The sequence below is a fragment of the Hymenobacter chitinivorans DSM 11115 genome (assembly GCF_002797555.1).
Lineage (GTDB): Bacteria > Bacteroidota > Bacteroidia > Cytophagales > Hymenobacteraceae > Hymenobacter > Hymenobacter chitinivorans.
The window spans coordinates 305,681-328,707 of the sequence record NZ_PGFA01000005.1 but is presented as its reverse complement, the minus strand read 5'-3'; the positions used below and the strand labels follow the sequence as shown (position 1 = coordinate 328,707).

The following is a 23,027-nucleotide window of genomic DNA, read 5'->3' as shown; positions in this document are numbered from 1 at the left end:
GCCATAATGGTCCAAGACTATGTCACAGTTGTTCAAGATGTGGCCGCAGTCGTTCGGGACTCAGCCAAGCGTTTTCCGACTGCTTACTTCTTCAAATACCCCACCATCAACTCGGCGGCTTTCTTAGCGGCGTTGTTACGACCCAGCTTCTCCTGTAGCTCGGCGTAGCCCGCCTTTTGCTTGGCAATAAACTCCTCGTCCTGCAACACCTTCTTGAGCTCCGTTACGAGGTTGCGGGAGTTGAATTCACCCTGAATAAGCTCTTTGACGACTTCCTTGCCGGCAATCAGGTTGACCAGGGAAATGTAGGGCACCTTGATAACGGCCTTGCCAATGGCGTAGGACACGGCGCTGGTGCGGTAGCACACCACCTGGGGCACGTTGAATAAGGCCGTTTCCAGCGTCGCGGTGCCGCTGGTCACTAGCGCCGCCTTGGCGTGGGTGAGCAGGTCGTAAGTCTGGTCGAAGAGGATGCGGACGTTGTTGCGCTCGAAATTGGCGTAGTAGTTCCGGTCGAGGTTCGTGACGCCGGCCACGATGAACTGGTAGTCGAGAAAGGGCGGAATGATGGCCGTCATTTCGTAGAGCATCTCCTCGATTTCCTGCTTGCGCGAGCCGGGCAGCACCGCAATAATGGGCCGCTGGGGGTCGAGGTTGTTGCGCTGGTAGAAATCGGGGCTGGGTACGTGCTCGGCAATGGCGTCCACGGTAGGGTTGCCGATGTAGTCCACCTTATAGTCGAAGCGCTGGTAGAAGTCGGACTCGAAGGGCAGAATCACGAACATTTTGTCTACCAGGGCCTTGACTTTGTGCACGCGGCCCTGATTCCAGGCCCAGATTTTGGGCGAAATGTAGTAGAAGACTTTGAAGCCCTGCTCTTTGGCAAACTTGGCCACCCGCATGTTAAAGCCGGCATAATCCACCAGAATCACCACGTCGGGCTGGTAGGCCGCAATGTCGCGCTGGCACTCCTTGAGGTAGCCCCGAAACTTCAGAATGCTGGTAGCCGCTTCCCAGAAGCCCATAATGGCCATTTCCTGGTAGTGGTGCACCAGCGTGCCCCCCTGGGCCTGCATCATGTCGCCGCCCCAGCCCCGGAACTCGGCCTGGGGGTCCTGCTGCCGCAGCTCGCGCATGAGGTGGGAGGCGTGGAAGTCGCCGGAACGCTCACCAGCAATCAGATAGTACTTCATTTTACAAGTGACATTTAGCAATTACCATTTAACATTCTGACGATTATCATCAACACTTTCTCAGACCGGATTACTAGGCTGGCAATGGCCCGTCAATCGGTTAAATGTTAATTGATACATGTTAAATGCCTACTCCCCGTAGTATTCTACGAAGTTGCGGGGGGTTTCGTAGAGCTTGATGCAGTGGAGCTGGGCGCTGGAAATCCGGGGAATTTCGCGGGCCAGAATCTGCCAGAAGGCCACGACCAGGTTTTCGGTACTGGCCAGCTGGTCCTTCATGAAGGGCACGTCGAGGTTGAGGTTTTTGTGGTCGACCTGGTCGACGACGTGCTGGCGGATGATGGTGCTGAGCTGCTTGAGGTCGATGACGAAGCCGGTTTCTGGGTCGGGCTGGCCTTTCACGGTCACGATGAGGTCGTAATTGTGGCCGTGCCAGTTGGTATTGGCGCAGGGCCCGAACACTTCTTTGTTGCGCTCCTCGGTCCAGGCAGGGTTATAGAGCTTATGAGCGGCGTTGAAATGCTCCTGCCGGCTGACGTAAATCATTCGATGGGTACTGAGGTGAATGGGGTACTTGTTGATTGCTATTGGTTGATTGTTGAAATCAGGCAGCTTTTGACTGCCCAATGCTGCAACAACAAGCCCCCGGTTAAAGCGCCACGCGCTTTTTGCGCAGCAAATATACGAAGAACGGTACGCCGAATAAGGCCGTGATGAGGCCCACGGGTAAGCCGGCCGGCGGATACAGCAGGCGGGCTAGCAGGTCGCAGCCCAGCAGGAAGTCGGCCCCGAGCAGGGCGCAGAAGAGCAGGTTGGCCCGGCCGGTGACGCCCAGCAGCCAGCGCGTGAGGTGGGGAACCATCAGCCCCACGAAGCCCACCGGCCCGCACAGGGCCACCACGCAGCCCGTGAGGGAAGCGGCCAGCACCACCAGAATCCAGCGGGTGCGGGCCACGGGCACCCCCAGGGTTTGGGCCCGCTCCTCTCCCAACAGCAGCACGTTAAGGTCTTTTTGCAGAAAAATCAGCAGAAACAGCGCCAGCGCCAACGCCCCGGCCGGGTAGGGCAGCACGTCCCAGCCGGCCCGCTCGAAGCTGCCCATGGCCCAAAACACCACCGTGCGCAGCTGGCCTTCGGAGCTGGCCAGAAAGGAAAGCAGGCCGCCCAGGGCCGCCGTCAGGGAGCTGATGGCCACACCGGCCAGCAGCAGTTGCCCGGGAATGAGCTGCCCCCGCTGACTGCCCAGGGCCACTACCAGCAACGTCGTGAGCAGGCCGCCGAGCAAAGCGGCTACCGGCGGCAGGTAAATTCCGGCCACGGTGACGTTGGTCAGCAGGGAAAAGCAGAGGATGGCGCCCAACGATGCGCCGGAAGCCGTGCCCAGCAAATACGGGTCGGCCAGGGCGTTATTGACCATGGCCTGCATCAGGTAGCCGCTCACAGCCAGGCTAGCCCCGGCCAGCAGAGCCATAACGATGCGTGGCAGGCGCAGCTCCACCAGCGCCAATTGGGCCGGATCCTGGGAATTATAATGCAGCAGGGTGCGGCCAATGAAGGCATAGTCGGTGGCGAAGCTGCCGATGCGCAGGCCCAGTACGAGCAGCACCAGCATGAGCACCAGACTGGCCAGAATCCAGGGCGCCGCCGGCCGGCTCATGGCTGCTGGAGTAACCGTTGCAGCTCCCGCACCGACTCCACTACCCGCGGGCTGGGCCGTTCCATCAAGTCACCGGTAATGGCGTAGACGCGGCGAGACTGGTAAGCCCGGATGCGCTTCAGCTCGGGGTAGGTCTTGAAAAACGTACTATCGAGCTTGCCGAAGCTGCCGCCGATGAGCACGTCGGGGTTGAGTTTGAGAATATACTCCCGGGTCAGGGCCGGGTAGGGCTGGGCAAAATGCTCGGTTACGGCGTTCTGCCCCCCGGCCAAGCGGATCCGGTCGGTGAAGAGCGTATTCTCGCCATACACGTAAATCGGGTCCTGCCAGGTAATGGCCAGCACCCGGGGCCGGGCGGAGGAGCCCGGCGGGCGTTGGGTTACCGTTTTCAGCTCAGCGGCCAGGGAATCGGTCAGCTTTTGGGCTTGCGCGGGGCGGCCCAACAGGCGGCCCAGGTCGGTAAGGCCGCGGAAAATGTCATTTACGGTAGTGTAGCGCTGGCAATACACCGGGATGCCGAGCTTTTCGAGGCGGGCAATGTCATCGAGGGACGTAATGCCTTCGGTGGTAAACACCACGTCGGGGTGCAGGGCCACGAGGCCTTCAATATCGAGCGGGTAGCTGTTGATAACGCGCTTGCGCAAGACGGCCTGCGGGTAGTCGCAGACCTGGGTGCGGGCCACGATGGTGCTGGTATCGGCCACGGCGTAGAGCATTTCCGTCATGGAGGCGGCCAGGCTCATAATGCGGCGGGGCTGGGCCGGGATGGTCAGCTGGTGGCCTAAGTCATCGGTGACGTGCTGGGGGGCGGCCCCGGTGGTAGCGGCAGCCGGCTTATCATTCGACTGGCAGCCGGCAGTGAGCAGCAGTGCCGACAACAGCAGCGCCGGCAGCGGAAACGGAAAACGCATCATGGGCCAAAGGTAGTAGCGCGAACTTAGTAGTTCGCGTGAATGAACGATACGCAGCACTGTTTGTCGTTCATTCACGCGAACTACTAAGTTCGCGCTACTCTGCCCTGCGGCTCAGCCCGGCGTTTTTCCCTACTTTTGGCCAAAATATCAGCCTTATGATTGTTGTCACCGGAGCGGCCGGCTTTATTGCCAGCTGCCTTGTTACCCGCCTGAACGCCGCCAACTTCAACGACATCGTGGTGGTGGACAATTTCGCCGTGGAGCGCAAACTCGCCAACCTCAAAGGCAAGCGCCTGCGCGAGTACGTGGACCGCAACGAGTTCTTCGACTGGCTCGACAAAAACCACGAGCAGGTGGAGTTCATCTTCCACCTCGGGGCCCGCACCGACACCACGGAGCAGGACAAGGCCGTTTTCGACTTGCTCAACCTGGAGTATTCGCAGAAAATGTGGCGGGCCTGCTGCCAGTACCAGCTGCCGCTGGTGTACGCCTCCTCGGCGGCCACTTACGGCTCGGGCACCCTGGGCTACTCCGACGACGACGCCCTGCTGCCGCTGCTGCGCCCCCTGAACCCCTACGGCGACTCGAAGAACGACTTCGACAACTGGGCCGTGCAGCAGCCCGAGAAACCGTTTTTCTGGGCCGGCCTGAAGTTTTTCAACGTGTACGGGCCCAACGAGTACCACAAGGGCCGCATGGCCTCGGTGATATTCCACGCCTTCGAGCAGATCCGGCAGCACGGCTCCATGACCCTGTTCCGCTCCCACAACCCCGATTTTGCCGACGGCGAGCAGCAGCGCGACTTTGTGTACGTGAAGGACGTGGTGGAAGTGTGCTACTTTTTGATGCACAACCGCCAGCACTCGGGCATCTACAACCTGGGCACCGGCGAGGCCCGTACCTTCCTGGACTTGACCCTGAACACGTTCAAAGCCCTGGACCGCACCGCCGACATCCGCTTCCGCGACACGCCCGAGGACATTCGCGACACCTACCAGTACTACACCCAGGCCGATATGAGCAAGCTGCGCGGCATCGGCTACGACCGGCCTTTCACCCGCCTCGAAGACGGCATCGACGACTACGTGCGCAACTACCTCGTGCCGGGCCAGTACCTATAAAATTGTGGCCCACGCGGCATTTTTGCCCGTTGAGCTCCGTCATTCCAGCCGCCCGACCGTATGTAGTTTACGGTCGGGCGGTTTGTTTTTGACCACCTGAATTCGGGCTCTACCGCGCGGCCGGATTTTTCAGACCGGATTTTTTCGCGCATTTTCTGGCCCTATTCCGTTCTGCTCCCACCCCACAACCAGCGCCGGTGTCATCAAGACGAACGATTACGATTCTGGGCGGAGGCTTCTCCGGCTCTATGCTCCTGGTCCAGCTGGCCCGCCTGCCCGGCGGGCCTTATCCGGTGGATGTGCACCTAGTGGAGCCCCGGGCCGTACCGGGGCCGGGGCTGGCGTACTCGGCCCGGCGCAAAGAGTATTTGCTCAACGTGCGGGCCCCATTTCTGAGCGCCTTTCCGCAGGAGCCCAACCACTTTATCGACTGGCTGAGGACCAGCAATAACCCGGCGTGTACGGGCGGCTTCTGCTCCCGGCAGACCTACGGCAAATACCTGCAGCAGTTAACTGAAAACGTGCTGGCCTGGCCCGCCGAAAACGGCATGCGCTTTTTTTGCCACCACCAGAAGGCCGTAGCGGCAACCCTGACCGAGGCTGGTGACGTGGCCACCGTACGACTGGCCGACGGGCACGAAATACCCAGCCAGCAGGTTGTGCTGGCCCTGGGCAACTTCCCGCCGGCCCCCGACCTGAAGCTCAGTGCGGCCGTGCGGGCTCATGCCGGCTACCATAGCAACCCCTGGGGCCCGCAGGCCCTGCAAAACATTGCGCCCCACCACTCGGTGCTGCTCATCGGCTCGGGGCTGACGGCCGTGGACGTGCTGCTGGGCCTGGCCGCCGACGGCCACCACGGCCCCGTGACGGTGGTGAGCCGCAGTGGCCGCTGGCCCTCGGTGCACGGGCCGCTGGGCCTTGCCTACCCCAGCTTTTACGCCCCGGAGCTGGCCGGCTTGACTACGGTGGCGGAAGTAGTGCGGGTGGTGCGCCGGCACGTGCGGGCCGCCACTGCCCAGGGTCAGGACTGGCGCCCGGTCGTCGACTCCCTGCGGCCGGATTTGGGCCGAATCTGGCAAAGCTGGCCGGCCCAGGAGCAGGCCCGGTTTCTGCGCCACGTAGCTTCTATCTGGTCGGTGGTGCGGCACCGCAGTCCGCCCCAGAACGCGGCGGCCGTGCAGCAGATGCTGGATGCGGGCATCGTGCGGATGAAGCTGGGCAAAGTGGCCACCATCGAAGCCAGCGGCAGCGACCTGCGGGTGGCCGTGAGCCGGGGCGGGCAGCGCCAGGAGCAGCTAGTGCAGCACGTCATTTCCTGCACCGGCCCCCTACTCGACTACAGCCGCATTCCGGACCCATTGGTGAGCGGCCTGCGCACGGCGGGCCACCTGGTGCCCGATGCCCTGCACCTGGGCGTTACCACCGACGAGCACGGGGCACTGTGCAATGCTCAAGGCCAGGTTTCGAGCGTGTTTTACACGCTAGGCCCCAGCCGGCGGCCGGCGTACTTCGAGTCGACGGCCGTGCCGGAGCTGCGGACCCAGGCAGCGGCCCTGGCCCAGCACCTGCGGCCGTGCCTAGCGGCCGGCTAAAGCACCACAGCCCGCACGGTTTGGGTGTAGCAGCCGTTGGTTAGCTGCAGAAAATACAGGCCCGGGGCCAGCCGTCCGCGCGGCCACCGCATGCGGTGCGTGCCCGGCGCCAAGGGCCCCTGGTGTAGCACGGCCACTTCCCGGCCGGTGGTATCGAGCACCCGGAGCGTGGTTTCGGCGGCTACCGGTACTCGCACTTCAATAGCGGCCGTTTCGGCTACGGGGTTGGGCAGCACCAGCAGGCCGGCGGGCGTGCGGGCCAGGGAGCCGGTTTGCAGCGCAGGCTGCTGCAACGAATACGTATCAATGACTTGGCCGGCCCGGGTCACAAACCGCAGCACCAGGCTGTCGGAGGTGGCGGTGCAGAGCATGGCGCCGTAGTCGTCGTTGTAGCGCACCTGGCTGCCGGGCACGGGCTTTTGCAGGGAGTAAATGCTTTTGCCGCCCAGCCCATTGACGAAGTAGGCTAAACCGTTAACCATAATCCGCTCGTAGAGGTGGTCGTGGCCGGCCAGCACGACGGAGGCGCCCCAGACGCAGAAGGGCCATTGCAGGTCGAGGCTGCTGCCGTGCTCCCCGGAGGAAAACGGCGGGTGGTGCAGGTACACCACTTTCCAGGGCGCGGTGGAAGCGGCCAGACCCTGCTGCAGCCACTGGGCCTGGCGCGAGGTGCTCAGGATACCGTCGGGCTCGGAGGCGTTGCTGTTGAGCACGAAGAAGTGGACGTTGCCCCGCACGAAATCGTAGTAGCGCTCCTGGCCCGGCAGAGTAAAATAGTCCAGGTAAGGCCGGCCTTCGGCGGTATAGGTGTCGTGGTTGCCCAGGGACGGAAAGAAGCGGTTTTCGGGAGCTCCAGCCCCGTATTTACCCTTGTAATTACCGATGTAGTCGTGGTAGTACTGCCCGATGTTGACGTCGATGGTACCGGCCTCCCCGTAGTCGTAGTTATTGTCGCCCAGGGTAATGATAAAATCGGGGCGCCAGCTGTGCACCAGCCTGGCCACGTCTTTTTCGGCGGAGCTGGCCGAGCCGTAGTCGCCGATGGCGGCAAAGCGCTGCCCGAAGCTACGGTGGGCTAACACCAGCAACAGCAGCAGGAATACCGGGGTAAGTGACTGGCGCATACGCGGAAGAAACGGAAGCATACCGGCGCGCAGTGGTGCGGCCCGCTCCTTGTTCGAGTCCTGGCCGGCGGATGTTGTTAGCGCCGAGCTGCTTTCTACCGCCGGCCGGAAAATAACAACGGGTGACTTCCACGCCGGAAATCACCCGTTGGGTAGCATATAGCGGGCCACCCGGCATGGGGTAGCGGCAGTAGCTTAGGCCGCCTGCTCCTGCTCAGCACCCTCAGGATACAACGGCAGCACCGGGGTAGAGCCGCTGGCTGGTACGTACTGGCTGGGCCGGGTATCGTCGGCGTGGCGGCGCAGGGCGCGCATCAGCAAATACTTGTACTTTTCCGCGTCGGCTAGAGCTTGCTCAATGGCGCGCACCGCGTCGTCGTAGGCTACCACCGGCTGCAATTCCTTGCGCGGACGACGGGCTTCAAAAACGTGATTTTCCAGGTACTCATCGGGGTTTTTCATAGTCTTCAGCAGCTTAGTCTAGCGTCTTTCTCTTGGCTGTATAAGTAACGTAAACCCGGGCTGTAACATTCCGAATACGCTGAATAAAAACTGTGTTTTTACCAATTTTTACTACCTGATTTTCAGCACGATCTTACCGAACTGCTGGCCCTCGTCCATGCGGCGCAGGGCGGCTTCGCCTTCGGCAAAAGCAAACACCTGATCCACGACTGGGAGGAGCTTGTGCTGCTCCACGAGGCGAATCATATCGGCAAAATCCTGCTCGGTGCCCATGGTGGAACCCATGATGTTGAGCTGCTTCCAGAAGATCTTGGCCGGGGGCAGATTCGTAATGGCCCCCAACGTGCCGCCGTAGAACACGATGCGCCCCCCGGGCGCGGCGGCGTCGAGCAGGGCCTCGAAGCCGGGCCCGGCGGCACTGTCGATAATAACGTCGAAGCTGCCGCCGGCCTCTTTTACCAGCCCGGTCGCCCACTTCTCGGCGGTATAATTGGCTCCGCCCCGGGCCCCCAACTGCCGGGCCCGCTCCAGCTTCTGGGGTGAGCCCGAGGTGACCCACACTTCGGCCCCGACGGCCACGGCCATTTGTAAGGCCAGCAAAGCCACGCCGCCGCCGATACCGGTAATGAGCACCCGCTCGCCGGCCTGCAGGCGGGCCCGGGTGAAGAGGGCCCGGTAGGCCGTAACACCGCCCAGGGGCAGGGCCGCGGCCTGCTCGAATGACAGGTGCTTGGGCAGGGGCCACACGTAGTGGGCCGCCACGCGCACGTACTGGGCAAACGTGCCTTGCTCGGGCAAGCCCAGAATGGTAAAGCTCCGACTCTGGGCGTGGGGGTTGTCGCCCCAGTTGTGCCCGGGGTTAATTAGCACGGCCTGGCCCCGCAGCGACTCGTCGGCGCCGGGACCCACGGCGGTAATCACGCCGGCTCCATCGGAACCCAAGATGCAGGGAAACCGCAGCCCCGCGTACTGGCCTTTCTGAATCCAGACGTCGCGGTGGTTGAGGGCGGCGGCGTGAATCTCGACCAGGACCTCACCCGCCCCCGGCTGGGGCGTCTCGACTTCCTGCAGGTGAAGGGGCTCATTGATACCGTTGAGTTGGAGGGCTTGCATGAAAAACGGGGAATGAAGGGTGGAAAGGGCGGTAGTATAGGGCAAGACGAAGTAAGCAAATGGCGCCTGGAAAGCCCCTAAGCTAGAAAGCGCTGGCGTAGCTCGGGCGTGGGCAGCAGGCAGGCTTCGCGCTGCCCAAACCACTGGTAGCGGTGCCGGGCCACGAAGCGGTAGGCCGCGTCGCGCAGGAACTTGGGCAGTACTATAAAAATGTAGAGCAAGGCCCAGGGCCCGCCGAGCTGCCGGGCAATGCGCAACACGGCCGTGGAATGGGTATAGACGTGGTTTTGCTCCACCAGCAGCACGGTTTCGGGGCCGGCGGGGCCCAGCGTCAGGCCGTGCTGGGCCAGTAGGGCCTGCCCCGCCGCCGACTGCACCGACGCAAACCGAAAATGGCCCGGGGCATCGCGCTGAATCACGAACTGTACGAAGCCGTTGCACAGATTACAGACTCCATCGAAAAGAATAGTAGCAGCGGGAGCGGCCATATAGTACAGAGTAGGAAGCAGGATGTAGCTGCTAACAACGTAAGTGGCCAAAAGTAAGCCAACCCAGCCGAAGCACAGACCAGCTTGGGGAAAACCCAAACGGCTGTCCAGCTGCTACCAGCCCCTTTTTACCAGCTGGTAGCCAGGCGCATCCGGCTGGCTTCGACCGGGCCTCTACAGCTCGTGCGTAGTTTCCACATCCGGATTTATTCTTGAAATTCAGTATTTATTTTTATACATTTTCTTGGTTATAGCTTATTATCAACCGTATAGCAAGGGCAAAACTATTCTTTCACGATTCTTCTGCCCTACTCCTATGTACAAACCCCGGATAATAATTCTGGCAGCAGCCCTCAGCGTGGGGGCCTTTACGTTTAGCGCCTGCGGCGACAACAACGGCAGCGGTACCGCCGAAAACGGCGGCGGTTCCAGCATGGCCACCGAAGAAGCCACTTCTACCAACGACGCCTCGATGAGTTCTGACTCGAGCGGCACTATGAGCAGCACTTCCGGCAGCGGCGACATGGGCGGCTCCGGCGACATGAGCAGTACCAGCGGCTCGGCTTCCACTTCCGGCAGCTCGACAGCCGGTGGCACCACGGCGGGCACCACCGACGGCTCGACTACGGGCACCACCACGGGCGGTACGACAGCCGGCGGCAGCACGGCCGGCGGTACGGGTAGCACGGGTGGCGGCACTACCGGCGGCCAATAGAACTAGCCTGCCAAAACCAGTCAAAGGGTGATTACCAACCGGTAATTGCCCTTTTTCACGGTTTGCGCCCCGCCTCACTGGTCTGCTTTCTAGCCCACGCCTGGCCTCCGCGCCTTCTCTGGCAGGCCCGCCTAAGGATATGTCGTCTTCTTGATTTGCATTCCTTCCATCCTTCAACCTACTCACCACTTCCTGCTATGAAAAAGAAACCTTTCGCCCCCTGGACCCTCCTCTTGGCTTCGGCCCTGGTAAGCGGCAGCCTGATGACGGCCTGCAACGCCAGCAAATCGGGAATGACCGACACGAGCACCGGCTCCACATCGGGCTCCAGCTCGGGAATGAGCGGCTCCGGCTCCACCAGCGGCAGCACGTCGGGCTCCTACGGCACTACTAGCGGCTCGACTTCTGGCTCGATGACGGACACCTACTCGACGACCAGCGGCAGCACTACCACGAGCGGCTCGACCACCACCTCGGGCACGACTTCGGGCTCCACCAGTGGTTCCATGACCAGCGGTTCGACTTCGGGCAGCATGGGTACGACTTCGGGTAGCATGACCAGCGGCTCGACTTCCGGCTCCATGACGTCGGGTACTACCTCGGGCACGTATGGTACCACGAGCGGCTCGACCACTACCTCGGGCTCAACCACCAGCGGTACTACTTCGGGCTCTACCTCGGGCAGCATGACCAGTGGCTCCACGTCGGGCTCTACCTCGGGTAGCACTTCCGGCTCAACTAGCGGCAGCACGTCGGGTAGCACCAGCGGCACGACCTCGGGCAGCACCACGAGCGGCACGACTTCGGGCTCGCGCCGCACTACCAGCGGCAGCACCACCTCGGGCCGGACTACTTCGGGCACGACCAGTGGCCGGACTACTTCGGGTACTACCTCGGGCCGCACCACCAGCGGCACGACTTCGGGCAGCACCAGCGGCTCCACGACGCGCTAGGCTGCTTTGCGGCTAAAACTGCCGCCGCTACGTAAGGGCGGGAAGACCCACCATCGGCTTCGATGGCGAGCCTTCCCGCCTTTTTGGTTTCACCTTCACCCGCACCCGAGGCAGTTTATGCCCGCAATCCTTACCCTACTCCGCCGTCCCTTTGTCGTTGATCTGCGCGCCCTGGCCCTGATGCGCATGGCCCTGGCCGCCGTCATCCTGCTGGACGTGGGCATTCGCAGCACCGACCTGGAAGCCCACTACGCCAATATGGGCGTGCTGCCGCTGCACGTGCTTTACCAGTACTGCTGGAATCCTTACCAAATCTCCTTGCACGCCATTAGCGGGCTATGGGGCGTGCAGGCCTTGCTGTTTCTGCTTGAGGCCCTGGGCGCCGTGGCCCTGCTGCTGGGCTACCGCACCCGCCTGGCCACCCTGCTGACCTGGGTTCTACTGGTGTCGGTGCAAAACCGCAACCCGCTTATTAACCAGGGCGGCGACGATTTGCTGCGGATGCTGCTGTTTTGGGGACTATTTCTGCCCTGGGGCCGGCTCTACTCCCTGGACGCCCGCGGCCAGGCCCCGCCCGCCCGGCTCACGTACTTCAGTGCCGCCACCGTGGCCTACATCGTGCAGATTGCGCTTGTGTACTGGTGCACGGCCCTGCTGAAAAGCGCCCCGGAATGGACCAGCGAAGGCACCGCCATTTACTACGCCCTGAGCCTGGACCAGGTGCTGATGCCCGGCGGCCGGCTGCTCTACCCCCACGCCAAGCTACTGCACTTTCTCACCTTTGCCACTTACTACACCGAGCTGCTGCTACCCTTCGTGCTCTTCATTCCGTTTCGGGTCACGTGGTGGCGCCTGCTGTTCGTAGGCGTGATGTACGGCTTTCACCTGGGCATCAGCCTGACGCTGTTCGTGGGCCTCTTCTTCCTGATCAACATGGCCTCGGTACTGGGCCTGCTGCCGCCGGTGGCTATGAACTGGCTCGATAAGCGCCTGGCCCGGGGCTCCGAGCGGCTGGGCCCGCGGGTGGGCGCCCGCCTAGACCGGCTGCGGCCCCAACTGGCCCGGTTCCGGATGCCACTGCGCCTGCGCGTGGAGCACCACTGGGACCTGCCCGACAGCACTCGCACCATGCTGCGGGGTGTGCGCAACGCCGTGGTAGCCGTGCTGCTGGGCTACGTCATCTGGTGGAACCTGGACAGCGTAAACCGGCCCTCGCTCTACATGTCGGACTCGCTGCGCTGGTTTGGCTACCTGTTTCGCGTGGATCAGCACTGGGGCATGTTTGCGCCGGCCGTGTTCAAGGACGACGGCTGGTACATTCTGGACGGCACTACCGCCGACGGCCGCCACCTGGACCTGAACCGCGACGGGCAGCCCGTGACCGAGCAAAAGCCCGCCTCGGTGGTGTCCTTGTTCAAGAATGACCGGTGGCGCAAGTATTCGGAGAATTACCTGTTCGTGACCAATGAATTTATGCGGCCCTACTACTGCAACTACCTGCTGCGCATCTGGCACGAAGACCCAGTACACCCGCCCCTGCGCCGGCTGGAGGTGGTGTACATGAAGGAAGTGTCTTTGCCTAACTACCAGGTTGGCAAAGCCCAGCGCGAAGTCCTCTGCATTTGCGAAGCGCCGCCGCAACCGGCGCCTAACCTCGACAGCGCCGCCGATTCGAGGCAGTAAATCCGGCATTTGAGCCACCCAAACCCGGCGGACTGCGTATTCCTGAGCGCGGCTCCGGGTTTGCGCCCGGGCACGCCGGCTGATTTTTCCACCCCACCTCATCCGTATGCCAAACACCGCAACCCGCGCCAATACCCCCGCCCTGCAGGCCGTCGTGCCCGGCGTCTGGGGGCTGCGCAACGTCTTTGTGAATCTGTACTTCGTGCGCGACACTTCTTCGCCCCTGGAGCCCTGGGTGCTGGTCGATGCGGGCCTGCCGGGTTCCGCGCCCAAGATCCGGCAGCACGTGGAAGCCATTTTTGGCCCTAATAATCCGCCGGCGGCCATCATTCTCACCCACGGCCACTTCGACCACGTGGGCGCCCTCAAAACCCTGGCCGAGGAATGGAACGTGCCCGTGTACGCCCACCCGCTGGAGCTGCCCTACCTGACCGGCCGCTCATCCTACCCGCCCCCCGACCCCACCGTGGGCGGCGGAGCTATGGCGGCCATGTCGTTTCTCTACCCCAAAAAACCTATCGACCTGGGTTCCCGGGTGCAGCCGCTACCAATTAACGGTACCGTGCCCTTTCTCTCGGAATGGCGCTGGATTCCAACCCCGGGCCATACGGCCGGCCACGTGTCCTTTTTCCGCGAGTACGACCGGACCCTGATTGCCGGCGACGCCTTCGTGACGGTACAGCAGGAATCGGGGACGGCCGTGTGGGAGCAGCGCCAGGAAGTGCACGGCCCGCCGGCCTACTTCACCCAGAACTGGGCCCAATCAAGGGCTTCGGTGGAAAAGCTGGCGGCCCTCGAGCCCCAGATTGCGGCCACTGGCCACGGCATTCCAATGCACGGCGAGGAGTTGCGCCGACAGTTGCACGACTTGTCGTTGCACTTCGAGCAGCAGACCGTGCCCAAGCAGGGTCGCTACGTAAGTCAACCCGTGGTAGCCGACGAAACGGGCACCGTGTCGGTGCCGCCCGCTACTGAAGCCCCGCTGCCCAAGTGGATTATCGGGGCTGCCCTGCTCGGAGGCCTGGGCTACTTGCTGCTGCGCGACAAAAATAAAGCCCGCCGCGGCTACTCCGAGCACCACGATGAATACGCCCGCCGCCACCGGGATTCGTACGAGTTTTAGCTCCAGGCCTGGCGAAATCTGAATGTCATGCTTGGCTCCGGCGTCCTCTTGCCGAAGCATCTCTACCGTACCAGTAATCAGAATTACTTTGGCAGTAAAGATGCTTCGGCAAGAGGACGCCAGATCAGCCCTAACGTGCCTTTCCTCAACTCCCCAAATTACCTTTCCGCTCTCCGCCCCTTTGCCCCTCCTTGCCCACCCACGCATAGCATTTGTATGGCCGTATCCCAACCCGACGCCCGCCAGGGGTCTGCCGTGGAGGAAACCAGGCACAAAATAGCGTCGCTCCAGCATCTGGATCTGCGCAAACATTCCATCGACGAGCTGGTAAGCCGGGTGCGTGACCTGCTGCAGGGCCACCCGCTACGCCTCATTGAGTTTGGTCCCGGCTTGCTGCTGTACCGCGGCAAAGCCTGCACTGAGCCGCCTACGCACTTGCAGCACGTGTCGTACCCGCCCGCCGAGCTGGTCACCACCGACCAGCGGGCCAACCGCGCGGGTCAGCCCATGTTTTACTGCAGCGCCACCTGGCATCCGCCGTTTTTCGAGGCCAGCGTGCAGCCCAAGGACCAGATTGTCATTACCCGCTGGCAAACCCAAAAGCCCCTACGCCTGGCTAGCTTCGGCTACGCCGACGTGTGCGCCGATGACCCCCACTCCGACCGGGAAAAAGCTTTGGGGCAGGCCCTGCAACAGTTGCCGGCCGAGGTGCGGCCCATTGCCGACTTCCTGACCAAGGCCTTCACCCGCTCCGTGCACGACGACAACCGCCACCACTACCGCCTGTCGGTGGCCATAGCCGAGGCTTGTGAACTGGGTACCGCCTTCGATGGGCTGCTGTACCCATCGGCAGCCATGCCCAGCCCAGCCCACAACCTCGCGTTGCACCCTAGCTGCCTTGATGAGGGCAAGGTGCGCCTGCAGTACGTGGAATACCTGACCGTAAACCGGGTGGAAACCGAAACCATCGACGTACAGTCCCACGACTTTGCCAACACCGTGCAGCCCGACGGCCGCCTGCACTGGCTGGGCCGGCCCGGCAACTGGGTGCTGCGCGAAGGCGGCACCGCCACCGACTGCCGCTTCGACGCCGGGCAGTGGCGGGTGCAGGGCCCGCCGTGCTGATGGTTAGACCGTAGCTGACTCGGCAGGCAGCAGGTCGCAGTACCAGAACCCGGCCTCGCCCCCGCCCGGGGCCGGGTAGGTGCGCCGCACGATTTCGCCCCGCTCGAAGGCAATAGGGGCCCGGAAGTAGGGAGCGGCAAACACGAAGCTGTGGTACTCGCCGTTTTCGCCGCAGGCATCCACACCCGGCGGCAGGTCGCGCAGAAAGTCCTCGTCGAGCAGGCGGCCGCAGAAGCTCTGGTCGAGCCACTGCTCATTGACGCACACGATGACGGCCTGAAAGCCCAGGGCCAGGTACTCGCGCAGAATATCGGCGCTACTGCGCTGCCAGAGCGGAAAGACGGCCTGCATGCCCACCCGGGCCAGCTGTTCCTCACGGTAGCGGCGCAAATCTTCCAGAAAAATGTCGCCGAAAATGGCGTGGTGCAGCCCCTGGGCCCGCAGGGGCGCCAGCGTGGCCTCCATGAGCTGCTCGTAGTCGGCCATGTCGGGCGCCTCGGGCAGCTCCAGCTTGGTTAGGGGCAGGCCAATCTGCCGGGCCTGGGCTTCGAGCAGAGCTACCCGCACGCCGTGCATCGACACGCGCTGGTAGTGCTTATTGACGCTAGTGAGCAGGTGGCGCACCTCGTAGCGGGCGTCGTGTAGGGCGTGGTAGAGCGCCAGGGCCGAATCTTTGCCCCCGCTCCAGTTCATCAGTGCTGGAATGGCCATGGGGCAAAGCTACGTTGCCGGTCAGAATAGTGCCGGGCGCGGGGTTCATTGGCAGCCTAAACTGCGCAACCAGCCCCGCACTTCAGCTACGGAGGGCCGGTTTTGCGTATACCCGTTTTCCAAATCTATCCGTACTCCAAACACCTGAATTATGAAACTCACTCAGCGCTTTGTGCTGGCTGCTGTGCTGGGCGCCGCGGCTTCCCTGACGACGGCCTGCGACCGGGCCGGCACCCCCGGCGACGACCGGCAAAACGTCAACGACTTCTCGACGGCCCCACCCGCCCGCACCATTGAAACCAACATGGACAGCGTAAATGGGCAGCAAAACGCGCCGGAACCCGGCGGTGTAGGCTCGGCCGCCGACCAGGCCCAGTCCACCGACAACGCCCTGAACTCCGCGCCCGGCGGCAACAGCTCGACTTCGCCCCAAGCCGCTTCGGGCACGCCCAACACGGTGGATAAAGTGACCAGCAACAACAGCCAGAACGGCAGCAAGGCCCCGTCGCAAAACAGCACTGCGCCCAGCACGGCCGCCGGCTCCACGCAAAACACGGGCACGGCCGACAAAAACGGCAGCTCAGGCCGCGTGCAGTAGCCCGCCTTACCTTTACAGAAAAGCCCCGCAAGCCAGTGCCTGCGGGGCTTTTTTGCGTTTTAGCAGCGGCTCAGCCGTTAAAACAGGGAAGAATAATTAGCGTGGTAGGAAGGCTGGGTGGGCAAGTGCCGGGGCACGTAGGCGTCGCGGCGGGCTTTGGTAGGTACGGCGTTGTGGCTGGCCGCCCGGCTGCTGCCGTACACCGTGGCATCTTCCACCAGGGCCCATACGGTGTCGGGCAGGTTGGTTTGCTTGCCAAGCTCTTTGCGCAGGTAAAAGCTGCCGTAGGTGCCGGCCACGGCCGAAAGCGCGCCCAGCAGGCCGCCCCCAAACCCAGAGCGGCGCTGCGCCTTATAGAGCACGGCCCCCAGCAGCGCCCCCGACAAGCCCCGGCCTAGCAGGGCGGTGGGTGAAATTCGGTCGGGCATGCCGGGCAGCTTATCGGCCACCATTTCGCCGGCGGCCAGCACGGTCAGGCCCCTGGCCGCCACCCCCGACTGCAGCAGCCGCAGCGGTGACGATGCCAGAGTTGAGGAGCGGTTTTTGGCTAAGGCCGTGCTGAGCACAGCTAGGGGCGTAAGGCTGCGCAGCCCGGCCAGGGTGCCCAGGCTCAGAGTTTTCCAGAAGGGAGAAGCCATATCGGAAGGAATAAGGTGCCAGAGAAAGATGAGCCTTCTTAAACGCACCAGCGCGGCCGGCGTTGGGCCGGCAGCCCGCTTATTCCCGGCCGGCTGCCTTATTTGGGCTGCGGCCCCTGCCCAGGCCGGGCGTAGGCAAACGAGGCCAGCGGGGTTACCTGGTGGTAGCCGTCGAGGCCGGAAATGCACACGGCCCCGGCTTGCTGCAAATCCAGGGTGCCGTCGGGCCGCAGCACGGTTTCGGGCAGGTACACGTGCTCTACCTCGCCCACCAGCAGCACCGTGCCGTTGTGAATGGGCAGCTCTTCCTTGAGGCGCAACCCCAGCCCGATACGGCACTCAGCCGCGTAGGGCGCCGCAAAATCGTCGCGGTACTCGGCCGTGAAGCCGCACTGCGCAAACTCGGACTCCTCACGGGGGAAGTCGGCGGAGGTGTAGTGGGCGGCGGCCACCAGTTCGGCGGGCACGTGGTTGATGGTGTAGCAGCCGGTGGCTTTGATGTTCTCGTAGGTGTGGCGCGGCACGGTGGCGGGCCGGGTCACGATGCCGAGCACGGCCGGATTGGAGCCCAGGTGAATGACGGAGCTGAAGATGGCCAGATTGGTGACTCCCGCGGCCGAGGCCGTACCAATCAGATTGGCAGGTTTGTAGCCAGTAATGGAGTTGACCAGGTTCAGGCGGTAAATCTTGTCGAAAGCGGCAATGTCGGCGGCGGTGAGGTGGCGCATGGCGGGAAGGTTGTACCCAGCAATGACCGTCAACCCCGGCTTTTGTTCAGCTGCCGGCCGGGGGCCGCCCGCCCGGCCGGGGCCAGGGCGCGGTGCGGGCCACGACCAAGACCCGAATTGTGTAAGTAAAATACTGATAACCACCGACAACCCTTTTGAAAAAATGCGGAGGCTGCGTTTTTCGCCTAGTAAATTCCGTGTTTCTTCAGTGGGTCGTAAGCCGGAAGCATCGGTTGGCGGGGCGTATAAAGGGCTGTTTACCAGATCATCTATCACCCTTTAAAACTGTCTTTCTGTATGAAAAAGACTTGGCTTCCACTGCTGACCGGCGCTCTGCTCTGCTCCTCCCTGGCCTTCACCGCCTGCGACGACGACGACGACGATAACACGCCTTCCACCACCTCCGGCAGCACCACTTCCGGTACTACCTCGGGCACTACGTCGGGTACTACGTCCGGCTCCACGTCGGGCTCCACAACCAGTAGCACATCGGGCACTACCTCGGGTACCACCAGCGGCTCTACCACCAGCTCGACATCGGGCACCACGAGCGGTACTACCTCTGGCTCTACGAGCGGTAGCACCACCGGCACCACCAGCGGTACAACTTCCGGCTCTACGACTGGTACGACGTCGGGCACTACGAGCGGCACCACCTCCGGTTCAACCACGGGTACCACCAGCGGCACTACGTCGGGCTCCACTACTGGCACCACCTCGGGCACAACCAGTGGCAGCACTACGGGTACTACTTCGGGTACAACTAGCGGCAGCACTACGGGTACGACCAGCGGCACCACCAGCGGCTCGACAACTGGTACTACCTCCGGCACCACCAGTGGCTCCACGACCGGCACCACGTCGGGTACAACTTCCGGCTCCACCACGGGCACGACTTCGGGTACTACCAGCGGCAGCACTACGGGCACGACCAGCGGTACTACGTCGGGCTCGACGGGCGGCTCAACTACTTGATAGAGTGTATTCTTTGTGTTAGTCCGCAACTCCGGCAGGTAGCCCGGTCTAGTAGGGCCGCCTGCCGGAGTTTTATTATCGGCTTATTTTATGGGTAATGCAAACGGCCCCTGTTCCGACTAGCTAGTCGGAACAGGGGCCGTTTTGCGGGGTATCCCCGGCTACTTCTGAGCGGCGGCCCAGGCGTCCATCTTGCGCTCCAGCACGGCCAGGGGCATGATGCCGTCCTTGAGAAACTCGTCGTGAAAGGCGCGCAGGCTGAATTTCGGGCCCAGCTGCTTTTTGTACTTGTCGCGCAGCTCCTGAATCTTGAGCTGCCCGATTTTATACGACAGGGCCTGCCCGGGAATAGCCATGTACCGCTCGATTTCGGCCGTGGCTTTCTGCTCATTGATGGCCTCATTGTCCATCATGTACTTGATGGCCTGCTCCCGGGTCATGCCCTTGGTGTTCATGCCCACGTCGACCACGAGGCGAATGGCGCGGTGAATTTCGTTGCTGAGGGCCCCCATATATTGGTAGGGGTCGGTGTAAAGACCCAAGTCCTTGCCCAGGCTTTCGGTATAGAGGGCCCAGCCTTCCGAGCTGGCGCTGTAGCCCCCAAACCGCCGAAACTTGGGCAGGGCAGTGTTTTCCTGCTGCAAGGAAATATGGAAGTGGTGCCCCGGAATGGCCTCGTGCAAAAACAACGACTCCATGCCCGGCGTGGTAAACGTGGCGGCATCCAGAATGGGCACGTAGAAAATGCCCGGGCGGGAGCCGTCGGCGGCGGCGCGGTTGTACTCGGCCGAGGCCGAGGCGGCGCGGAAAGCCTCCGTCTGCCGGATTTCAAACGGGCTCTTGGGCTGGCGGCTGAAGTACTTGGGCAGATTAGGCGTAATCCGGGCCTGGATGGCGCGGTAAGCCGTCAGCACTTCCTCGGGGGTTTTGTAGGGCATGAATTGCTTGTCGGTCTTCATGAACTGGAAGAAGGCCGGCAAGTCGCCCTGGAAGCCCACCTGCGCCTTGACCCGCTCCATTTCCGTGCGAATCCGCTTCACCTCCGCCAAACCCGTCTGGTAGATTTCCTCCGGCGTCTTCTCCGTTGTCGTCCAGTTCTTAACGTAGAATTTGTAGAGCTCGGGGCCGCCGGGCACGTCGGCCAGGCCGGTGGTGGTGCGGGCCTTGGGTAGGTATTCCTTTTCGAGGAAATCGGCCAGCTTCTGGTACGTCGGCACTACGTCGCGCAGAATCAGCTGCTGGTAGGCCGTGGTCAGGCGCTGCTTGTCGGCGGCCGAAAAGCTGGCCGGCAGCTTATTGATGGGCCCGTAGAAGGTACTCTTGGCCGGGTCCGTTACTACCAGGGCCCGGGCCTGGGGAATCATCTTCACCACCAGGGCCTTGGGCAGCACCACGCCGGCCTGCATGCCCCGGCGGAAGTTGCCGATGGCCGAGTCGGCCCACACCGGAAACTGCCGGGCCCGCACCAGCCAGTTGTCGTAGTCCTGCACGGTTTTGAAGGGCTGGGCGCCTTCGCCCGAGCCGTACTGCACGAAGGAAATCGGCAGGCCCCAGAACTGCTTGAACGGCGTCAGCCAGGCATTTTGCTTCCAGCCGTTGAGCTCGGTCTGGAGCTTGTACTGGAAGATGTCGTAGCTGATTTTGTCGTTGTCGGACAACTGGGCCCGCTTAAAACTCTGGAGTTTGTTCAGGTAGCCCTGGTAGAAGGCCCGCAGCGTGTCGCGGTAGGCCCGGGTCTGGTCGTTGGGCAGCTGGTCGTTGTAGCGGTTGTCGCCCTGGGAAGTGGCGCTGAGTGGAAACAGGCGGTTGTTGCGCTCCCAATAGGCATCAAACAGCGCGGCCAGGCGCTTATCGTCATCGGCCGGCCGCGGGGCGCGCGGACCAGCACCGGTAAAGGAAGCCAGCAGGGCGCACACGGCCACGCCGGTCAGAAGCGTTTTTCTCATGAGGAAGGAAGAAAATTTCTCCCAAGATAAGCTGCCCGACTTCTAAAAGGAAAGTCCCTGCTTTGCAGTATTAGCTGGCTTAAAGCTGATGTAGGCGCGGGCAAATTGTGGCCGTTGCACAAAAAAGGGAAGCCCGGCGGACTTCCCTTTTTATCACAATTCCCGAAAAGTCTATTTCTGGTCGGCGGCCCAGTCATCCATTTTCCGCTCCAGCACCTGCAGGGGCATCACGCCGTCCTTGAGTAGCTCGTCGTGGAAGGCGCTGAGGCTGAAATGCTCCCCGTTCTGGCGCGGGTACTTTTCGCGCAGCTTGCCCGAGGCCCCGGCCCCGAGCTGCTTCTGGTATTTCTCGCGCAGCTCCTGAATCTTGAGCTGCCCGATTTTATACGACAGGGCCTGCCCGGGAATGGCCATGTACCGCTCGATTTCGGCCGTGGCGCCCTGCTCACTGATAGCCTCATTGTCCATCATGTACTTGATGGCCTGCTCCCGGGTCATATTTTTGGTGTGCATGCCCACGTCCACTACGAGGCGAATGGCGCGGTGAATTTCGTCGCCCAGGGCGCCCATGTACTGGTAGGGGTCGGTATAGAGGCCCAGCTCCTTGCCCAGGCTTTCGGTATAGAGGGCCCAGCCTTCGCCCATGGCCCCGTACCAGGCAAAGCGGCGGAACTTGGGCAGGTCCTGGTTTTCCTGCTGGAGCGAAACTTGGTAGTGGTGGCCGGGAATGGCCTCGTGCAAAAACAACGACTCCATGCCCGAAGTCGTGTTGAAGGTTTTGGCGTCGAGAATGGGCACGTAGAAAATGCCCGGGCGGGAGCCGTCGGGCGTACCCTGGTTATATTCAGCTGAGGCCGAGGCGGCGCGGAAAGCCTCCGTCTGGTGAATTTCGAAGCCGGTTTTGGGCGTGCGCCCAAACATCTTCGGCAGGTTGGGCGTGATGCGCGCCTGAATGCCCCGGAACGCCGCCAGCACATCTTCGGGGGTTTTGTAGGGCATGAATTGCTTGTCGGTCTTCATAAACTGGAAGAAGGCCGGCAAGTCGCCCTGGAAGCCCACCTGCGCCTTGACCCGCTCCATTTCCGAGCGAATCCGCTTCACCTCCGCCAAACCCGTCTGGTAGATTTCCTCCGGCGTCTTCTCCGTTGTCGTCCAGTATTTTACCAGGTAGCGGTACTTGGCATCCCCGGCGGGCAGGCCGCTGATGCCGGTGGTGGCGCGGGCTTTGGGCAGGTATTCCTTTTCGAGGAAATCGGCCAGCTTTTTATAGGTCGGCGACAAGTCCCGCAGGATGGCTTCCTGGTAGGCTTTGGTCAGGCGCTGCTGGTCGGCCGCGGCCAGATCTTTCGGAAACATGGTAATGGGCCCGTAAAACAGGCTTTTGCTCGGGTCCGTCACCACTAGGTCCCGCATCTGCGGAATCATCTTCTCGACCAAAGCCCGGGGCAGCACCACGCCCGCCTGCATGCCCTGCCGGAAGTTGCTGATGGCCGAGTCGGCCCAGACCGGGAAGCCGTGGGCCCGGCCCAGCCAGTTGTCGTAGTCCTTGGCCGTTTTGAAGGGCTGAATCCCGGTGCCGGCTCCGTACTGACCCAGCGAAATGGGCAGGCCGCCAAACTGGGTGAAGGGAATCATCCAAACTGTGGGGTAGTCGGACCCGACCATGATGCCCTGTTTCATGCCGTCGAGGCGCATCTGCAAATCGTACTGAAACAAGTCGTAGCTCACCCGGTCGTTGGCCGACAGCTCGTCGCGCTTGAACTTGCCGAGCTGGCCCAGGTAGCGCTCATAAAACTGCACCAGTCCGTCGCGGAAGGCTTTGGTCTGGTCGTTGGGCAGCTGGTCGTTGTAGCGGTTGTCGCCCTGGGCCGTGGCGTTCAGCGGAAACAGCTTGGCCTGCTCCTCCCAATAGTTGTCGAACAGAGTGCTGAGGTCCTTCACGTCGGCGGAGCCGGTCGCGGCGGCCGTTTGGTCGGTAGTTTTCTGCTGGTTGCAGCCAGCCAGCAGCGCACAGGCGAGCAGGCCGCCCAGGGCAAGTTTTTTCATTCCGAAAGGGAGTGTGGTGGTTGAGGTCTGGAAGGTAAAGCGTTTGACTCAAAAAGACGCAACCTCCACCGTCGGGCTGCGGCCCGATTCAGTGGCTTTGGCTCGGCCGGCCCCTAACGCCA

Annotated in this window: 22 protein-coding genes; 9 read left to right on the top strand and 13 right to left on the bottom strand. The window is 62.4% G+C overall.

What is annotated here, in order from left to right; translation table 11 throughout:
* Window positions 1-83 precede the first annotated feature (83 nt).
* The 4 genes from lpxB to CLV45_RS24030 form a co-directional block, all read right to left on the bottom strand.
* Window positions 84-1,193 carry a lipid-A-disaccharide synthase gene (gene lpxB / locus CLV45_RS24045; protein WP_100339043.1) on the bottom strand — a complete coding sequence of 370 codons (1,110 nt, stop codon included), beginning with the start codon at window positions 1,191-1,193 and terminating at the stop codon, window positions 84-86.
* A 129-nt stretch (window positions 1,194-1,322) separates the two neighbouring features.
* On the bottom strand, window positions 1,323-1,739 hold the full coding sequence (locus tag CLV45_RS24040) for a 6-pyruvoyl trahydropterin synthase family protein (RefSeq protein ID WP_100339042.1): 417 nt from the start codon (window positions 1,737-1,739) through the stop codon (window positions 1,323-1,325).
* 103 nt (window positions 1,740-1,842) lie between these two features.
* The gene (locus CLV45_RS24035; protein WP_100339041.1) at window positions 1,843-2,850 is read right to left on the bottom strand and encodes a FecCD family ABC transporter permease; all 1,008 of its coding nucleotides are present in this window, start codon (window positions 2,848-2,850) and stop codon (window positions 1,843-1,845) included.
* A complete protein-coding gene (locus CLV45_RS24030; protein WP_100339040.1) occupies window positions 2,847-3,764 on the bottom strand; it encodes an ABC transporter substrate-binding protein in 918 nt (305 codons plus the stop codon). The genes CLV45_RS24035 and CLV45_RS24030 overlap by 4 nt, the downstream gene beginning before the upstream one ends.
* Window positions 3,765-3,919: 155 nt before the next feature.
* On the opposite strand from CLV45_RS24030, the gene rfaD reads away from it, so the two are divergent.
* Together rfaD and CLV45_RS24020 are read left to right on the top strand one after the other, a co-directional pair.
* Entirely contained in the window at window positions 3,920-4,885 is a 966-nt protein-coding gene (gene rfaD, locus CLV45_RS24025) for an ADP-glyceromanno-heptose 6-epimerase (protein ID WP_100339039.1), read from the top strand.
* A gap of 197 nt (window positions 4,886-5,082) precedes the next feature.
* Window positions 5,083-6,477, top strand: coding sequence for an FAD/NAD(P)-binding protein (locus CLV45_RS24020; protein WP_262496909.1), 1,395 nt, complete (start codon window positions 5,083-5,085; stop codon window positions 6,475-6,477).
* Here the strand turns inward: CLV45_RS24020 and CLV45_RS24015 are convergent.
* The 4 genes from CLV45_RS24015 to CLV45_RS24000 form a co-directional block, all read right to left on the bottom strand.
* Entirely contained in the window at window positions 6,474-7,601 is a 1,128-nt protein-coding gene (locus CLV45_RS24015) for a metallophosphoesterase family protein (protein WP_100339037.1), read from the bottom strand. The genes CLV45_RS24020 and CLV45_RS24015 overlap by 4 nt on opposite strands.
* Before the next feature lie 195 nt (window positions 7,602-7,796).
* Window positions 7,797-8,063 carry a hypothetical protein gene (locus tag CLV45_RS24010; RefSeq protein WP_100339036.1) on the bottom strand — a complete coding sequence of 89 codons (267 nt, stop codon included), beginning with the start codon at window positions 8,061-8,063 and terminating at the stop codon, window positions 7,797-7,799.
* 111 nt (window positions 8,064-8,174) lie between these two features.
* Window positions 8,175-9,176, bottom strand: a complete 1,002-nt coding sequence (locus CLV45_RS24005; protein ID WP_100339035.1) for a zinc-binding dehydrogenase — start codon at window positions 9,174-9,176, stop codon at window positions 8,175-8,177.
* 77 nt (window positions 9,177-9,253) lie between these two features.
* Complete coding sequence (locus tag CLV45_RS24000) at window positions 9,254-9,664, bottom strand: thiol-disulfide oxidoreductase DCC family protein (protein WP_100339068.1); 411 nt, start codon at window positions 9,662-9,664, stop codon at window positions 9,254-9,256.
* Between the two features lie 316 nt (window positions 9,665-9,980).
* Between CLV45_RS24000 and CLV45_RS23995 the strand changes: the two genes are divergently transcribed.
* The 5 genes from CLV45_RS23995 (at window position 9,981) to CLV45_RS23975 (ending at window position 15,263) form a co-directional block, all read left to right on the top strand.
* Window positions 9,981-10,379 (top strand): hypothetical protein, encoded by a 399-nt coding sequence (locus CLV45_RS23995; protein WP_100339034.1) that lies wholly within the window; start codon window positions 9,981-9,983, stop codon window positions 10,377-10,379.
* 197 nt (window positions 10,380-10,576) lie between these two features.
* Entirely contained in the window at window positions 10,577-11,332 is a 756-nt protein-coding gene (locus CLV45_RS25255; protein ID WP_211289992.1) for a hypothetical protein, read from the top strand.
* A gap of 117 nt (window positions 11,333-11,449) precedes the next feature.
* On the top strand, window positions 11,450-13,015 hold the full coding sequence (locus tag CLV45_RS23985) for an HTTM domain-containing protein (RefSeq protein ID WP_100339033.1): 1,566 nt from the start codon (window positions 11,450-11,452) through the stop codon (window positions 13,013-13,015).
* A 106-nt stretch (window positions 13,016-13,121) separates the two neighbouring features.
* Window positions 13,122-14,138 (top strand): MBL fold metallo-hydrolase, encoded by a 1,017-nt coding sequence (locus tag CLV45_RS23980; protein WP_100339032.1) that lies wholly within the window; start codon window positions 13,122-13,124, stop codon window positions 14,136-14,138.
* 216 nt (window positions 14,139-14,354) lie between these two features.
* Complete coding sequence (locus CLV45_RS23975) at window positions 14,355-15,263, top strand: RES family NAD+ phosphorylase (protein WP_157807766.1); 909 nt, start codon at window positions 14,355-14,357, stop codon at window positions 15,261-15,263.
* A gap of 3 nt (window positions 15,264-15,266) precedes the next feature.
* Here CLV45_RS23975 and CLV45_RS23970 read toward each other — a convergent pair whose 3' ends face one another.
* Complete coding sequence (locus tag CLV45_RS23970; protein ID WP_245882982.1) at window positions 15,267-15,974, bottom strand: Dph6-related ATP pyrophosphatase; 708 nt, start codon at window positions 15,972-15,974, stop codon at window positions 15,267-15,269.
* Window positions 15,975-16,125: 151 nt separating this feature from the next.
* Here CLV45_RS23970 and CLV45_RS23965 point away from each other — a divergent pair, with 151 nt between their 5' ends.
* The gene (locus CLV45_RS23965; protein ID WP_100339029.1) at window positions 16,126-16,572 is read left to right on the top strand and encodes a hypothetical protein; all 447 of its coding nucleotides are present in this window, start codon (window positions 16,126-16,128) and stop codon (window positions 16,570-16,572) included.
* Between the two features lie 77 nt (window positions 16,573-16,649).
* Here CLV45_RS23965 and CLV45_RS23960 read toward each other — a convergent pair whose 3' ends face one another.
* Together CLV45_RS23960 and CLV45_RS23955 are read right to left on the bottom strand one after the other, a co-directional pair.
* Window positions 16,650-17,210, bottom strand: coding sequence for a DUF4126 family protein (locus CLV45_RS23960; protein WP_100339028.1), 561 nt, complete (start codon window positions 17,208-17,210; stop codon window positions 16,650-16,652).
* Window positions 17,211-17,308: 98 nt separating this feature from the next.
* The gene (locus CLV45_RS23955; RefSeq protein WP_100339027.1) at window positions 17,309-17,938 is read right to left on the bottom strand and encodes a flavin reductase family protein; all 630 of its coding nucleotides are present in this window, start codon (window positions 17,936-17,938) and stop codon (window positions 17,309-17,311) included.
* A 297-nt stretch (window positions 17,939-18,235) separates the two neighbouring features.
* On the opposite strand from CLV45_RS23955, the gene CLV45_RS23950 reads away from it, so the two are divergent.
* The gene (locus CLV45_RS23950) at window positions 18,236-18,913 is read left to right on the top strand and encodes a hypothetical protein (protein WP_211289991.1); all 678 of its coding nucleotides are present in this window, start codon (window positions 18,236-18,238) and stop codon (window positions 18,911-18,913) included.
* Between the two features lie 161 nt (window positions 18,914-19,074).
* On the opposite strand, the gene CLV45_RS23945 is transcribed toward CLV45_RS23950, so the two are convergent.
* On the bottom strand, window positions 19,075-20,859 hold the full coding sequence (locus CLV45_RS23945; RefSeq protein WP_100339026.1) for a DUF885 domain-containing protein: 1,785 nt from the start codon (window positions 20,857-20,859) through the stop codon (window positions 19,075-19,077).
* A 171-nt stretch (window positions 20,860-21,030) separates the two neighbouring features.
* Complete coding sequence (locus tag CLV45_RS23940; protein WP_100339025.1) at window positions 21,031-22,905, bottom strand: DUF885 domain-containing protein; 1,875 nt, start codon at window positions 22,903-22,905, stop codon at window positions 21,031-21,033.
* Window positions 22,906-23,027 lie beyond the last annotated feature (122 nt).